This window comes from Aestuariispira ectoiniformans (assembly GCF_025136295.1).
Lineage (GTDB): Bacteria > Pseudomonadota > Alphaproteobacteria > UBA8366 > Aestuariispiraceae > Aestuariispira_A > Aestuariispira_A ectoiniformans.
The window spans coordinates 1,089,123-1,101,730 of sequence record NZ_CP062788.1; the positions used below are offsets into that span (position 1 = coordinate 1,089,123).

General features: G+C 56.5%; 16 protein-coding genes. 10 read left to right on the forward strand and 6 right to left on the reverse strand.

The window, feature by feature from the left end; genetic code table 11:
* Positions 1 to 92 precede the first annotated feature (92 nt).
* Positions 93 to 869 carry a hypothetical protein gene (locus IF205_RS05365; RefSeq protein ID WP_259782261.1) on the forward strand — a complete coding sequence of 259 codons (777 nt, stop codon included), beginning with the start codon at positions 93 to 95 and terminating at the stop codon, positions 867 to 869.
* Here IF205_RS05365 and IF205_RS05370 read toward each other — a convergent pair.
* Positions 859 to 1,542 carry a TetR/AcrR family transcriptional regulator gene (locus IF205_RS05370; RefSeq protein WP_259782262.1) on the reverse strand — a complete coding sequence of 228 codons (684 nt, stop codon included), beginning with the start codon at positions 1,540 to 1,542 and terminating at the stop codon, positions 859 to 861. The two genes, IF205_RS05365 and IF205_RS05370, sit on opposite strands and share 11 nt — an antisense overlap.
* A gap of 56 nt (positions 1,543 to 1,598) precedes the next feature.
* On the opposite strand from IF205_RS05370, the gene IF205_RS05375 reads away from it, so the two are divergent.
* Entirely contained in the window at positions 1,599 to 1,940 is a 342-nt protein-coding gene (locus IF205_RS05375) for a darcynin family protein (protein ID WP_259782263.1), read from the forward strand.
* A 34-nt stretch (positions 1,941 to 1,974) separates the two neighbouring features.
* Here the strand turns inward: IF205_RS05375 and IF205_RS05380 are convergent, their stop codons facing one another.
* Both IF205_RS05380 and IF205_RS05385 read right to left on the reverse strand, forming a co-directional pair.
* Positions 1,975 to 2,505 (reverse strand): GbsR/MarR family transcriptional regulator, encoded by a 531-nt coding sequence (locus IF205_RS05380; protein WP_259782264.1) that lies wholly within the window; start codon positions 2,503 to 2,505, stop codon positions 1,975 to 1,977.
* 101 nt (positions 2,506 to 2,606) lie between these two features.
* Positions 2,607 to 3,110 carry a Mut7-C RNAse domain-containing protein gene (locus IF205_RS05385; protein WP_259782265.1) on the reverse strand — a complete coding sequence of 168 codons (504 nt, stop codon included), beginning with the start codon at positions 3,108 to 3,110 and terminating at the stop codon, positions 2,607 to 2,609.
* 204 nt (positions 3,111 to 3,314) lie between these two features.
* Here IF205_RS05385 and fabF point away from each other — a divergent pair, with 204 nt between their 5' ends.
* Positions 3,315 to 4,565, forward strand: a complete 1,251-nt coding sequence (gene fabF, locus IF205_RS05390; protein WP_259782266.1) for a beta-ketoacyl-ACP synthase II — start codon at positions 3,315 to 3,317, stop codon at positions 4,563 to 4,565.
* On the opposite strand, the gene IF205_RS05395 is transcribed toward fabF, so the two are convergent.
* Positions 4,562 to 5,020 (reverse strand): MarR family winged helix-turn-helix transcriptional regulator, encoded by a 459-nt coding sequence (locus tag IF205_RS05395; protein WP_259782267.1) that lies wholly within the window; start codon positions 5,018 to 5,020, stop codon positions 4,562 to 4,564. The two genes, fabF and IF205_RS05395, sit on opposite strands and share 4 nt — an antisense overlap.
* An 86-nt stretch (positions 5,021 to 5,106) precedes the next feature.
* Positions 5,107 to 5,385, reverse strand: coding sequence for an usg protein (locus IF205_RS05400; protein ID WP_259782268.1), 279 nt, complete (start codon positions 5,383 to 5,385; stop codon positions 5,107 to 5,109).
* 280 nt (positions 5,386 to 5,665) lie between these two features.
* Here IF205_RS05400 and groES point away from each other — a divergent pair, with 280 nt between their 5' ends.
* The 7 genes from groES (at position 5,666) to IF205_RS05435 (ending at position 11,155) form a co-directional block, all read left to right on the forward strand.
* Complete coding sequence (gene groES / locus IF205_RS05405) at positions 5,666 to 5,956, forward strand: co-chaperone GroES (protein ID WP_259782269.1); 291 nt, start codon at positions 5,666 to 5,668, stop codon at positions 5,954 to 5,956.
* 49 nt (positions 5,957 to 6,005) lie between these two features.
* Positions 6,006 to 7,658, forward strand: coding sequence for a chaperonin GroEL (gene groL / locus IF205_RS05410; protein WP_311195748.1), 1,653 nt, complete (start codon positions 6,006 to 6,008; stop codon positions 7,656 to 7,658).
* Positions 7,659 to 7,853: 195 nt separating this feature from the next.
* Positions 7,854 to 8,597: a substrate-binding periplasmic protein gene (locus IF205_RS05415; protein WP_259782271.1), complete on the forward strand. Its 744-nt coding sequence runs from the start codon at positions 7,854 to 7,856 to the stop codon at positions 8,595 to 8,597.
* 95 nt (positions 8,598 to 8,692) lie between these two features.
* Complete coding sequence (locus IF205_RS05420; protein ID WP_259782272.1) at positions 8,693 to 9,271, forward strand: DJ-1/PfpI family protein; 579 nt, start codon at positions 8,693 to 8,695, stop codon at positions 9,269 to 9,271.
* Positions 9,272 to 9,354: 83 nt separating this feature from the next.
* Complete coding sequence (locus IF205_RS05425) at positions 9,355 to 9,654, forward strand: ribbon-helix-helix domain-containing protein (RefSeq protein WP_259782273.1); 300 nt, start codon at positions 9,355 to 9,357, stop codon at positions 9,652 to 9,654.
* 126 nt (positions 9,655 to 9,780) lie between these two features.
* On the forward strand, positions 9,781 to 10,398 hold the full coding sequence (locus IF205_RS05430) for a hypothetical protein (protein WP_259782274.1): 618 nt from the start codon (positions 9,781 to 9,783) through the stop codon (positions 10,396 to 10,398).
* Positions 10,399 to 10,405: 7 nt separating this feature from the next.
* Positions 10,406 to 11,155, forward strand: coding sequence for an oxygen-binding di-iron domain-containing protein (locus IF205_RS05435; protein WP_259782275.1), 750 nt, complete (start codon positions 10,406 to 10,408; stop codon positions 11,153 to 11,155).
* A 23-nt stretch (positions 11,156 to 11,178) separates the two neighbouring features.
* On the opposite strand, the gene IF205_RS05440 is transcribed toward IF205_RS05435, so the two are convergent.
* On the reverse strand, positions 11,179 to 12,207 hold the full coding sequence (locus tag IF205_RS05440) for a GlxA family transcriptional regulator (RefSeq protein WP_259782276.1): 1,029 nt from the start codon (positions 12,205 to 12,207) through the stop codon (positions 11,179 to 11,181).
* Positions 12,208 to 12,608: the final 401 nt, after the last annotated feature.

Genomic DNA, 12,608 nt, shown 5'->3' on the forward strand with positions numbered 1-12,608 from the left:
AACAAACCCCCGGTGCGGTGCGCCGGGGGTTTTTGTAAGCCAATTCATGATATGATGGGCAATGAAACCGGTGGCGATACGAGGGACCGGTGATGACGCGTTTCCGGAAACTGGCTGTCTGTTCGGCTGGGCTGGCTCTGTTGGTCCTCTCCCACAGTCTGCTGACTGTTTTGCATGAGCAACTGGGCGGCCAGCTGCCCGTATGGCAACTTCTTTCCGTTCAGGTCTTGTCGGTCCTGGTTCTCGTGCTCGCTTTTTTGGCTATAACCAGTCTTTACCCACGTAATCTCCGTGGGTGGGGTCTGTTGCTGCTTTGGACTGCGTTGATCGTTACGGCCTATCAATTGGCCTTCGTACAAGAGATGGAGGCGCGTTCCCTGTTGACTGCCCTGGAGCTGGACATGGGGGTGGGGAGCCTTGCTGTCCTGGGGCTTGGCTATGCGTTATTGATTGCAGTTCCTTTCGTGCCCGGTCTGGAACTGGGGCTGGCGATTATGTTGCTTTTCGGGTGGCCGGGGTGTCTTGCCGTCTATCTGGCGACCAACGCCGGACTGGTTCTGGGCTATCTGTTCGGGCGGTGGGTGCCTTTGTTGCGGGATTGGCCGAAACCTTCCCGCGGGGACGGTGTGAACGGCCGGATCGACAGGGTACTGCTTTGGATGGATCGGGTGCGGTTGCTGAAATATCGTTATCTGTTATTGGCGATTTTGTTGAATACGCCGGGCAATTCTGTCTTGGGGGGCGGTGGCGGAATCTCGGTGTTTTGTGGGGTGAGCGGCGGGTATCGGTTTGCCTGGTATGTGCTGACCTGCTTGTTGGCCACATTTCCGGTGCCGCTTATGGTCGCTTTGGGTTGGCTCAGTCTTTAGCAGGTTCACTTTTCTGGCAGCGTAAATAGCCCAGAATGCTTTGGGTTACGCGGTCGGCAATGGCATCGCGGTCTGTCTCCTCCCGTTCCGCCGCCAGATCAATCAGTGTCCTTGCAATGCCCTGGATGTCTGCCGCGACGATGTCCAACTCGTTCATTGCAAGTGACGGGAAATGTGTTGCCAGGAAGCGTTTCACGATCTCGCGGGCGGACCTGTCGTCGTCCCAGGACGGTTCTCCCAGAGGCAGGTTGCGTTCCTCGTAATCCAAAATGCGTTCCAGCGCAGGTCTGGCCAACTGGTGCTCCACGCCTGCCTCGATCAACGCCCTGAGTCCTTCTTCAAAAGGTGAGCCTTCGATCTCTTCCAACCTGTGAGTGAGCCGCGCCTCCAGCTCATGCGCCGACCGTTGTAGCAGGGCAACGGTCAGGGCCTGTTTGTTGGGAAAATACTGATATAGGGAGCCGATGCTGACCCCGGCGCGTTCGGCCACGGCATTGGTGGTATATCCGGCGAGGCCGTCCCGTTCCAAAATCTGAGCACCCGCAATCAGGATGGCCTCCACCGTTGCGGCGGAGCGTTCCTGACGGGGCAGTTTCCGGGGCTTCAGGTCACCGGATATGGTCATGAGCCAGCGGGCCTCCAATGCGAGTATGAGATGTGAGTAATGGCTCATATTATTGTCGTCAGTAAGGCTGAGCAAGGGGTTCAGCGTGAAAGGAGAGATTGGGAATGACGACTTACACAATCTTCATGCATCTACGGGCAACCACCAACTGGCTCGCGCTGACACCGCAACAACGGTTTGAATTTGGCGAAGAAAACCTGCGCCCGATTTTGGAGCAACACGCCGATGTCCGTATGCGCTTCATGGAGGCGGAGGCCTTCCATGCCGGATGTTCCGACATCGCGGTCTGGGAGACCGAGAATCTGGATCGCTATCAGTCCGTAGTGGAAAATTTGCGGGAGACCAAATTCTGGGACCACTATTTCCAGGTGATTGATATCATTCCCACCGTGGAAAATGCCTATGCGAACCATTACGGGTTCGCCCCGCTTTCGCAGGGGGCGTAGGTCAGGGGCAAAAAGGGGCGGAGAGACCCGTCCCTTAGACCTCGGCTTCCTGTTTGGCGGCCTTCTTGCTCGCCTTGTTCAGAAGTTTGGTGACGGATTTTTCCGAAAGGTCGCCCAAGGACTGCTGCCATTCATCCAGGGTTTCATAGAGGCCCAGCAAGTCCTGCAGGACTTCTGCACCGTTGCTGTTTCCCTTCTTTCCGGACGTGCTCTCATCGGCCAGCTTTCGCAGCATCTCAAGGGTGGGATCGAAGGCGCGTTTTTTACGTTCCGCCATGATGCGGCTCATCATTTCCCAGCTATCCTTGATCGCGGTGAAATGGTCCCGCCGGTCACCCAGTTTGGAAACGCGTTCGATCAGGCCCCAGGCCTGCAGTTCTTTCAGGCTGGTGCTGACGTTGGACCGGGCGATGCCCAAGGTCTCAACCAGATAATCCGCATGGACCGGTTCATCACTGAGCAGCAGCAATGCATGAACCTGGGCGACGGATTTGCTCATCCCCCAATGTCCGCCAGCCTCGCCCCAATGCAGGACAAATTGTTCCTGCGTCTTCGATAGTGCCATTGTGGCCTCCCCCTGTTTCTCTTCTATTTATACTGAAAGCTGAGAATACGGGGGCAATGTAACAGATTAATTGAAGTGCGCCGATATTTATGATCGCCGGGCTATTTATCTGGCCTGCGAGACGCCCATTCTTGCAGTTTGGAAAGCATGCGCCGCGTATGGCCACCGTTCCAGAACAGGCGGCCGCATGTCGGGCAAACGGTGAAAGGGGCGTGCACGCCGGGTTTTTGCCAGGGCAGCCGGGCAATCTCCGACGGGGTGGCAGGGCGCACCGGCGTGTTGTCCACCATGCAGCGGCTGAAGGGGGCCAGGCACCAGTCCAGCCCCAGTTGGTCCGTCAGGGTTTTGACCTGGTCCTCCAGGCGGTCGCTGTCCAACAGAACCACGCGGCCCTGAATGGCACGGCGCTGGGTCATTTCCCGGTCGCGGGTGATGATGACGCGGCCCTCCCTTACTGCCTGTTCGACCAGATGATGGTCGCTGTGCCCGTCTTCTTCCAACAGCGTGTCGTGACCTGCCGCCCGCAGCCAGCGTGCAAGGCGCGCCAGCATTTCATCACAAAGCAGGCGTGGCGGGATGTCTGACTGTTTTGGGATACCGATCATCCTGAAAGTGTAGCCAAGACCCGGGCGCGGCCAAAACCCTTTGTTCGCCCTGTTTAATGTTTTCAGAAACTAAATAATCCTCAGGTAAAGTTGTGGTCTGCTTCTGTTTCGTAAACAAACTCAAATTTGTCTTGCTTTCGACACATTGTGTGCATATGCACTTAATAAAGTGTATATGCACGTTAATGATAGCAGGAGTTGGATATGCGGGAAGTCGTAGTCACGGGAATGGGCCTGGTAACGCCTTTTGGCGTTGGGCGGCAGGCCGCTTGGCAGGGGCTGCGCGAGGGACGGTCCGTTGTTTCGCGATTGGATACGGACTGGTCTGAGGATTGTCCGGTCAAGATTGCCGCGCGCGTACCGGAGGGGGATGCGGCCAATGCCTTCGATCCGGAAGAGGCTGCACCCGCAAAGGACCGACGCAAGATGGACCGTTTCATCCAGTTTGCGCTGGTGGCCGCAAAAGAAGCAGTCCGACAGGCCGGCCTGTCGGATTTGAGTGATGCCATGAAGCTTCGCGCCGGGACGGCTATCGCCTCCGGCATCGGCGGGTTTCCGGCGATTATGGAGGCGGAACGCAGTCGAATGCAGGGCAAGCGGGTCTCCCCCTTCCTGATCCCGTCCTTTCTGGCTAATCTGGCCGCGGGGCAGGTGTCGATCCGCTATGGTCTGAAAGGACCGCTTCACACGCCGGTTACTGCCTGTGCTGCGGGGGCCCAGGCGATTGGCGGCGCAGCGCGGCTGATTGCCCATGGTGAGGCGGACTGCATGGTTGCTGGTGGCTCGGAGGCCTGCATTGACTGGCTAAGCCTGTCCGGCTTTGCAGCCGCCAAGGCGATCTGCACTAAATTTACGGATGTGCCTGAACAGGCCTCACGGCCCTTTGACCGGGACCGGGCCGGGTTTGTCATGGGCGAAGGGGCGGGGATCGTCGTGCTGGAATCCCGTGAACAGGCCGAAGCGCGCGGGGCGACCATTCTGGCACGTCTGGCGGGGTATGGCGAAACCGCCGACGCCTATCATATGACGGCCCCGTCGGAAGATGGCGACGGTGGCGCCCGGGCCATGCAGGCAGCCCTGACGCAGTCAGGATTGTCGGCGGCGGATATCGGCTATCTCAATGCGCATAGCACCTCTACCGGTGTCGGCGACAAGGCGGAGCTGAATGGTGTGCAAACCGTGTTCGGCAGGGCCAGGGAGCTTGCCATTTCCTCCACAAAATCCATGACCGGGCATCTGCTGGGGGCGGCCGGTGCCGTTGAGGCTGTGTTCAGTCTGCTGGCCCTGCGCCATGGCTTTCTGCCGCCGACTGCAAATCTGGACAATCCGGACGAAGAGTTTGCTCATCTGGACTTCGTGCCGAGAACGGGGCGTGAAAAAGATCTTGGGGCCGTTATGTCCAATGCTTTTGGCTTTGGCGGGGTGAATGCGTCATTGATCTTCACGAAGGCCTAGAAAAGTTCGCTCAGACTGAAGGCGAGTGCGGTGTTGGCGCGGTCGAGGGTCTGGCGGATTTCCTGCCAGTTCTCCTGCCCCAGCACCGCCAGCATTCTCTTTTGGGCCTCCTGCCACATCGGCGTCGCCTTCATGACGGTCGACCGTCCTTTTCCCGTGAGGATGATCTGACGGCTGCGGCGGTCTTCTCCGGTCTGGATTTCAATCCAGCCCTCCCGTTCCAGCGGCTTCAGGTTCCGGCTGAGTGTGGTGCGGTCCAGTTTGAACAGTACGGCCGCTTCCTTGATTGAGAGGTGATCATGTTCCGAGATAATGACCAGCATTGAATATTGCCGGATCGTCACCCCGGCGGGTGCAAGCATCTGGTCGTAGAATTGGGTGGTCAGATGGGCGGTACGGCGGAAGGTCAGGCAGATGCAACTGCCGGATAGCGGATCCAGAAAATCGTCGTCCATCGCTACTGCCCTGTCTTTGCCGGTTATCAGCGCCCCCGGTTTATATGCACGGGATTGGCATGCCGGTCAAATCCGGCAGGGGATTGCTAATGTAACGTATAAAGCGCGTCCGCAAAGCGGGCGTCGCCGGGCGTTATGATCTCGGTCTGGCCGACACGCACCGAATGGAGCGGCCCATCCAGGTTGTCTTGCCAGAAGGTGATGAATTTGTGGATTTCAGGAAAATCGGGCGCAATGTCGTAACATTGCCAGATGAAGCTTTGCAGAAGTCCCGGATGATCGGGCATGTGATAGAGGAATTCGGCAGTTGCCAGTCGATATCCCTTCATTTGCAACTCAAGGGCGCTACGATCCTGTGTGCTCATATAGGTCCTCCGATACTATTAACACTTTGATTTTTCTTTCAAATCTTCCTTGTGTCGGTGGGTTGGTATCTCTAGCCTAGCACGGCCCCCTAAAAAAATAATTAATAAAAACAAAGAATTAGCAGCCGATATGGTCGAGTGCTAACAAAAATGCATACCCCCCTCTTGAAATCTGCATTGCACTGGCTTAAATCCGGATGCGTTAGGGGTGCTGGCACTCGTTGTTCTGGAGTGCCAAAACCATAAAAATAAACCTTTGTCTCATTGAGGAGGTTATCTGATGAACTTCAGGCCTTTGCATGACCGTGTTCTGGTTCGTCGCGTAGAAGAGGACGAGAAAACGGCTGGCGGCATTATTCTTCCGGATACTGCTAAAGAAAAACCGATGCAGGGCGAAATCATCGCTGCTGGCAACGGCACTCGTGCTGATAGCGGCGAAGTTCTGCCGTTGGATGTCAAAGCTGGCGACAAAGTGCTGTTCGGCAAATGGTCCGGCACCGAAGTCAAGGTCAACGGCGAAGATCTGTTGATCATGAAAGAAAGCGACATCCTGGGTGTTCTGGAAGGCTAATCCAGCTTCCGGTTTACGCTGTAACTACTGCCTATTCTAAAGGGGTAATATAATGGCCAAAGATGTAAAATTTTCGACCGATGCCCGCACGAAGATGCTGGAAGGCGTCGACATACTGGCAAATGCGGTTAAAGTGACCCTCGGCCCGAAAGGCCGTAACGTGGTCCTCGACAAGTCCTTCGGCGCTCCGCGCATCACCAAGGACGGCGTTTCCGTTGCCAAGGAAATCGAACTGGAAGACAAGTTCCAGAACATGGGCGCGCAGATGGTGCGCGAAGTTGCTTCCAAAACCAACGACGTTGCTGGTGACGGCACCACGACGGCAACGGTTCTGGCTCAGTCCATCGTCAGGGAAGGCGCAAAAGCAGTTGCTGCCGGCCTGAACCCGATGGACCTGAAGCGCGGCATCGACCTGGCTGTTGAAGCCGTTGTTGCTGAGCTGAAAGGCCAGGCCAAGAAGATTTCCTCCGGCGAAGAAATCGCACAGGTTGGCACCATCTCCGCCAACGGCGACCGTGAAGTTGGCGAAATGCTGGCTAAAGCCATGGAGAAAGTCGGCAACGAAGGTGTTATCACCGTCGAGGAAGCCAAGTCCCTGGAAACCGAACTGGACGTCGTTGAAGGCATGCAGTTCGACCGTGGCTATCTCTCCCCGTATTTCGTCACCGACAGCGAAAAGATGAAAGCAGTTCTGGAAGATCCGTTCATCCTGCTGCATGAGAAAAAGCTGACCAGCCTGCAGCCGATGCTGCCGATCCTGGAAGCTGCTGTACAAAGCGGCAAGCCGCTGCTGATCATCGCTGAAGACATTGAAGGCGAAGCCCTGGCAACCCTCGTTGTCAACAAGCTGCGCGGCGGTCTGAAAATCGCTGCTGTCAAGGCTCCGGGCTTCGGTGACCGTCGTAAAGCCATGCTGGAAGACATCGCAATCCTGACCGGCGGTCAGGTCATTAGCGAAGACGTCGGCATCAAGCTGGAAAACGTCACCCTGGACATGCTGGGTACCGCAAAACGCGTGGAAATCTCCAAGGAAGAAACCACCATCGTTGATGGTGCGGGTTCCGCCGACGAAATCCAGGCTCGTTGCTCCCAGATCCGCAGCCAGGCTGATCAGGCTACCTCCGACTACGACCGTGAAAAACTGCAGGAACGTCTGGCCAAACTGGCTGGCGGTGTTGCCGTTATCCGCGTCGGTGGTGCAACCGAGATTGAAGTGAAAGAGCGTAAAGACCGCGTTGACGACGCCATGAACGCAACCCGCGCTGCGGTTGAAGAAGGCATCGTTGCTGGTGGTGGTACCGCTCTGCTGAAAGCAATCGCTTCGCTGGACTCCGTTGTCGGCAAAGTTGCCAACGACGACCAGAAAGTCGGCATCGACATCGTTCGCCGCGCTCTGCAGGCTCCGGTCCGCCAGATCGCTGAAAACGCCGGTGTTGACGGTGCGGTTGTTGCCGGCAAGCTGCTGGAAAACGCAGAAGCTCACTTCGGCTTCAACGCTCAGACCGGTGTTTACGAAGACCTGGTCAAAGCCGGTGTCATCGACCCGGTTAAGGTTGTCCGTACTGCTCTGCAGGACGCATCCTCCGTTGCCGGCCTGCTGATCACGACCGAAGCTATGGTCGCTGACAAGCCGGAACCGAAGGGTGCTGGCCCGGCAATGCCGGACATGGGCGGCATGGGCGGCATGGGCGGCATGATGTAAGCCCAACCGGTCATACGGTTTAGGGAAGGGCGGCATCTTCGGATGCCGCCCTTTCTTTTTGTCACGCCTGTCGTTTGTGAAGGGGATTGTGTCGGAGAACTGTAGGTGGCGCTGTCACACAGGCCATAATAAGGGGGCCGTAAGATTTCTATCTATTGCGTGGTATAATTCACGTTGGATGGCTGGGAGCAGGTCATGGTATTACGGCTAACCTTCATCGCAGTTTTCTGCCTGATATCCGGACAGGTATTGGCGGCGGAAGGTAAACATGACCTGATCTTTGTCACAGAGGAATGGCCGCCCTACAACTATAGTCAGGATGGTGAGGCGACGGGGTTTTCGACGGACATCATCCGCGCCATGATGGCGAACCTTGGCGAAGAACATGATATCCGGATCTATCCGGGTACGCGGGCGACCGGCACGTTGGACAATATGCCGAATATCATGGCTTTCACCTATTTCCGCACACCACAGCGGGAGACGAAATACAAATGGATCGGTCCCCTGGACCGCGACGCCATCTATTTCTATAAACGAAAAGGCGACAGCCGCCGTTTTGTCGATATGAAGGACATTCGCTCTGTGAACTCTATCATGATCGCATACGGCGGTATGGTGCGGTCCAGGTTGGAAGCGCAGGGGCTGAAGAACTATGTGGCGGCGCTGAAGAACAGGGATCAGATTCGAAGCGTTTTACGGGGCAAGGTGGACCTGCTTGCCAATTTCACCCGATTGGGACTGGCCTATTATCTCCGCAATATGGGGGAGGCATCCGATGCGCTGGTGCCCACTGAAGTTTCAGTGGTGGATGTGTCTCTCGACATTGCCTGTTCGAAGGATATTCCGGATGCGGTCATTGCACGTTGGCAGGCGGCACTGGATCATTTGCACAAGTCCGGTGAGTATGCCCGGATTTACCATAAATATCTTCGGTGATCCTTGTGAGAGCGGTGTAGTAACCCGTTATTACCCAGGCGCTGCCGGTTGATCCTATGCTGGGCGAAAACTCATCAACATGGGAGAGATCGGCCATGAGCAAACGGATTTTGATGATCGTCGGTGATTTTACCGAGGACTATGAGACCATGGTGCCGTTTCAGGCGCTTCAGGCGATGGGGCTGCAGGTTGATGCGGTTTGCCCTGACAAGGTGGCTGGTGACAGCGTGGCGACCGCCATTCACGACTTTGAGGGCCATCAGACCTATACCGAAAAGCCCGGTCATAATTTTGCGTTGAACGCCACCTTTGCCGATGTGAAGGCAGAGGATTACGATGCCTTGGTCATTCCCGGTGGCCGCGCCCCGGAATATCTGCGGATGAATGATGCGGTGCTGGCGCTGGTGAAGGCCTTTGATGCGGCGGAAAAGCCGATTGCCGCCATCTGCCACGGGGCACAGCTCCTGGCGGCGGCGGACGTGATCCGCGGACGTCAGGTCTCTGCCTACCCGGCCTGCGCGGCCGAGGTGCGTTTGGCCGGGGCCGATTATGCCGATATCGCCATCGACGCTGCGGTGACGGATGGTCATCTGGTTACCGCACCCGCATGGCCAGCGCATCCGGCCTGGATCGGTCAGTTCGTGGCGCGCCTGGGTGTGTCGATCCTGCTCTGACGCAGGCTCCGGTATAGAAGGAATTGGCTTGGGCCGGGGCGGATGATAGGCTGCCCCGGCCCAAATCACTCAGGGGGAAGGCCATGTGTTACGTCTTTGCCAGCACCGATCCGGCATTGTTCGAGAAGACAACGCGATCGCTTCGCATCAGTGGCGTTGTCACCAGTATCTGTCTGGAGGCGAAATTCTGGGACATTCTGGATGAAATTGCGGCCTCGCAGGGAATGAGCACTCCGCTTTTTCTCTCGACCCTCTATGATGAGGTTGTGGAACTGCGCGGCGAAGTCGGCAATTTCACCTCGCTCCTTCGCGTGATCTGTACAACCCATATGTCGAATATGGCGCCCGCGCCCGGTGTGGCCAAGCCGATGGCCGCAGAATAGCTGCCCGGAGCAGGTGTGTTGAATTTGTATAAAATATCTTTCAATTGATTTGACAAATATCAATGGCCGCAAGGGGGATTGCCCCTAGCTTCCATTCCGGTGACTGCTATTGGAGAGGCAACCGGTATGGAACTCAATGCTGCGGTGAAACAGGATTTTTACGTCCTGGCGGTGACATTGGCCGCCCGGCTTAATGAAATTCTGCTGGAGGCCCGCAAGATTTCGTTGGAGGCAATGAACGCCAAGGCTCTGGTTGCCCGTGGCGGCCTGGAAATGCGTACCTTCAAGCCGATTACCGACTATATGTCGTTGTTGGCCAAGGAGACCATCGCCGTCGTATCCGACATCAACGAGGCGGCCTTGCATCTGGCGCATCAGTCTTTGCAGGAAATGCGGCTTCGGGATGTGATGCGGCAAATCTCGGTGCGGTTGCCGGACATTGAGCAGGCCCCTTTCGGACAGTCGGTCCTGCCCAGCCTCGATGCTTTGGAAACGGACGTGCGAAACCAACAGGGGGCACTGGCCGAAAAGATTGATCATCTGGCGGACTTATTGGGCAGTATTGATCAGAAAATGCGGGCGGCGCGTGTTGTTTCCGCGACGGCACGGATTGAGGCCGCAGTCTGTGGCGGCAGTTGTGAAAAGCATTTTCTCGACGTTGCTGCCAACCTGGAAACGGCTGCCCGTCTGATACGCACGCGGGTGACGGACTGCCGCAAACAACTGCTCACCGCCTCACAATAGGAACTGGATGATGAAAGCCGAGGTTATTTATTCGAAGGATGGTTGCCAGTGGCTGGTGTTTGGCAGGGACAGCCATAAAGCCGACCGTATCATTGATACCAACCAGTATATGGTGAAGGTCGGGAATGAGGCTGTGTTGCTCGACCCCGGCGGGATCGAGATATTTTCGACCATGCTGGCATCGGTCGTCAATTATGCCCCCCTTGACCAGATTCGCCATATATTCGCCTCCCACCAGGATCCGGACATTATTTCCTCTCTTGGTCTCTGGGATCGGACCCTACCGTCCGCCAGTCTCTACGCACCCAGGATTTGGGAGGGGTTCATTCGGCATTACGGTTGTAATTCAATAGATTATGTTGCCTTGCCGGATGAAGGGCAAAGCCTGAAGGTCGGCGGTCGGGAGTTTGTATTCCTGCCTGCGCATTACCTGCATTCCTCAGGGAATTTTCATTTCTACGACCCAGAGGCACGCCTTCTGATGAGCGGGGATGTCGGTGCGGCGCTGATGCCTGCGGATGCGCCGATGTATGTGTCCGATTTTGATTCCCATACCGCCCTGATGAAGGGGTTTCACCAACGGTGGATGCCCTCGAATGACGCAAAGAATGACTGGATTGCCCGCGTACGTAAACTGGACATCCAGACGCTTGCGCCACAGCACGGCGCGATGTTTCGCGGCGACGATGTGAAACGTTTTCTCGACTGGTTTGAAGCGCTGGAAGTCGGAATAGGGTCCAGGTCCGCAGCCGCGTAAGACGCGGCTGCTTTGGTTTGGGCCTAAACTTCTTCCTCTGTGCCGACGTCGGCCTCTTCCTCTTCCACAATATCCACGCCACGGCGTTCGGCGCGCGGGGTGCGTCCGAACATGTCGCGATAGCATTTGGAGAAATGCGAGGCAGAGGTAAAGCCACTGGCAAAGGCAACTTCTGTTACCGGCATGGTGGTCTGGGTCAACAGTGTGCGGGCCCGGTTCAGACGCAGTTTCAGATAATAGCGCGCCGGGCTGGTCGACAGATAGCGACGGAACAGACGTTCGAGCTGGCGGCGGCTGAGGCCTACGCGTCGGGCGATTTCGTCACGGCTGAGCGCCTCTTCGGTGTTGCGCTCCATCTCCGCGATCGCCTTGATCAACTTCGGATGGGAAACGCGCAGGCGCGCCTGCAGCGGCAGACGCTGGTCGTCATGGCCCTCGCGGATACGTTCATGCATGAACTGTTCGGATACCGCCGCGGCCAGGTCGGGGCCGTGCTTGCGTGTGATCTCGTTCAGCATCATGTCCAGGGCTGCGATCCCGCCTGCACAGGTGAAACGGTCGCGGTCGACTTCGTAAAGTTCTGCGCGCACGTCGATATCGGGGAATTCCTCGACAAAGCTGTCCAGGTTGGCCCAATGGATAGTGCAGCGGTAACCGTTCAAAAGACCTGCATGCGCCAGGATATGCGCGCCCGTGCAGACCGCCCCCACATGGCTGCCTTCACGCGCCCAGCGCCGTAGCCAGCCGAACGTCAGTGCGTCCTGATAGATATGCGCATCTATGCCGGAGCAGACGATGACGTTTTGTGGCCGCTCCACATCCGTTGCTGCGGCAGATACAGCGACATTGATGCCGTTGGAGGCGGGAACCGGTTCGCCGTCGCGGCTGATGACCGACCATTTATAGAGTGTCTTGCCCGCGATCATATTCGCCAGGCGCATCGGCTCGACAACGCTGGTAAAGGCCAGCATGGAAAAATTGGGAATCAAAAGTAGCGTGACATGATCGACGGAAGCGTCTCCCGCAGATTTGAACATGGGTTGATCGGACATCTTTGCAATTCCCTATTCCAACGCCTTCTGTGGCGATGATGCGATCCATGCCAGGGTTTTTCCCTGTTCGGCTTTGGGCTTTTTTGTTTATCCCCATGCCGCAATTTATCTAGTTGCGCCCCTTAGTCGGGAAGGGGGATGGTTGTCAATTCGATTCACGTCCTTTTCGTTATAATTTTCTGCGCCATGTCGCGAAACTACCATTTCTATGGCGCAAACGAATATATAGCAGCAATATTTTCACCTCTGCGAAATAAAAATTCCCTTAATAGCGTAGATTTTACCAAAAAAATGTCGCCTAGGAATAACAAGGGCTTTTAAGTGTAATGCCCGGAATTCCGGGTTTTGAGGGCCTAATTCGCAGGAATGGTGATGTCGGAATGTCGCAGCTTTGTTTATAG

Excerpts from the sequence above, each read along its gene's own strand:
- IF205_RS05365 (WP_259782261.1), top strand. The coding sequence starts at position 93 with ATGACGCGTTTCCGGAAACTGGCTGTCTGTTCGGCTGGGCTGGCTCTG.
- IF205_RS05370 (WP_259782262.1), bottom strand. The coding sequence starts at position 1,542 with ATGAGCCATTACTCACATCTCATACTCGCATTGGAGGCCCGCTGGCTC.
- IF205_RS05375 (WP_259782263.1), top strand. The coding sequence starts at position 1,599 with ATGACGACTTACACAATCTTCATGCATCTACGGGCAACCACCAACTGG.
- IF205_RS05380 (WP_259782264.1), bottom strand. The coding sequence starts at position 2,505 with ATGGCACTATCGAAGACGCAGGAACAATTTGTCCTGCATTGGGGCGAG.
- IF205_RS05385 (WP_259782265.1), bottom strand. The coding sequence starts at position 3,110 with ATGATCGGTATCCCAAAACAGTCAGACATCCCGCCACGCCTGCTTTGT.
- fabF (WP_259782266.1), top strand. The coding sequence starts at position 3,315 with ATGCGGGAAGTCGTAGTCACGGGAATGGGCCTGGTAACGCCTTTTGGC.
- IF205_RS05395 (WP_259782267.1), bottom strand. The coding sequence starts at position 5,020 with ATGGACGACGATTTTCTGGATCCGCTATCCGGCAGTTGCATCTGCCTG.
- IF205_RS05400 (WP_259782268.1), bottom strand. The coding sequence starts at position 5,385 with ATGAGCACACAGGATCGTAGCGCCCTTGAGTTGCAAATGAAGGGATAT.
- groES (WP_259782269.1), top strand. The coding sequence starts at position 5,666 with ATGAACTTCAGGCCTTTGCATGACCGTGTTCTGGTTCGTCGCGTAGAA.
- IF205_RS05415 (WP_259782271.1), top strand. The coding sequence starts at position 7,854 with ATGGTATTACGGCTAACCTTCATCGCAGTTTTCTGCCTGATATCCGGA.
- IF205_RS05420 (WP_259782272.1), top strand. The coding sequence starts at position 8,693 with ATGAGCAAACGGATTTTGATGATCGTCGGTGATTTTACCGAGGACTAT.
- IF205_RS05425 (WP_259782273.1), top strand. The coding sequence starts at position 9,355 with ATGTGTTACGTCTTTGCCAGCACCGATCCGGCATTGTTCGAGAAGACA.
- IF205_RS05430 (WP_259782274.1), top strand. The coding sequence starts at position 9,781 with ATGGAACTCAATGCTGCGGTGAAACAGGATTTTTACGTCCTGGCGGTG.
- IF205_RS05435 (WP_259782275.1), top strand. The coding sequence starts at position 10,406 with ATGATGAAAGCCGAGGTTATTTATTCGAAGGATGGTTGCCAGTGGCTG.
- IF205_RS05440 (WP_259782276.1), bottom strand. The coding sequence starts at position 12,207 with ATGTCCGATCAACCCATGTTCAAATCTGCGGGAGACGCTTCCGTCGAT.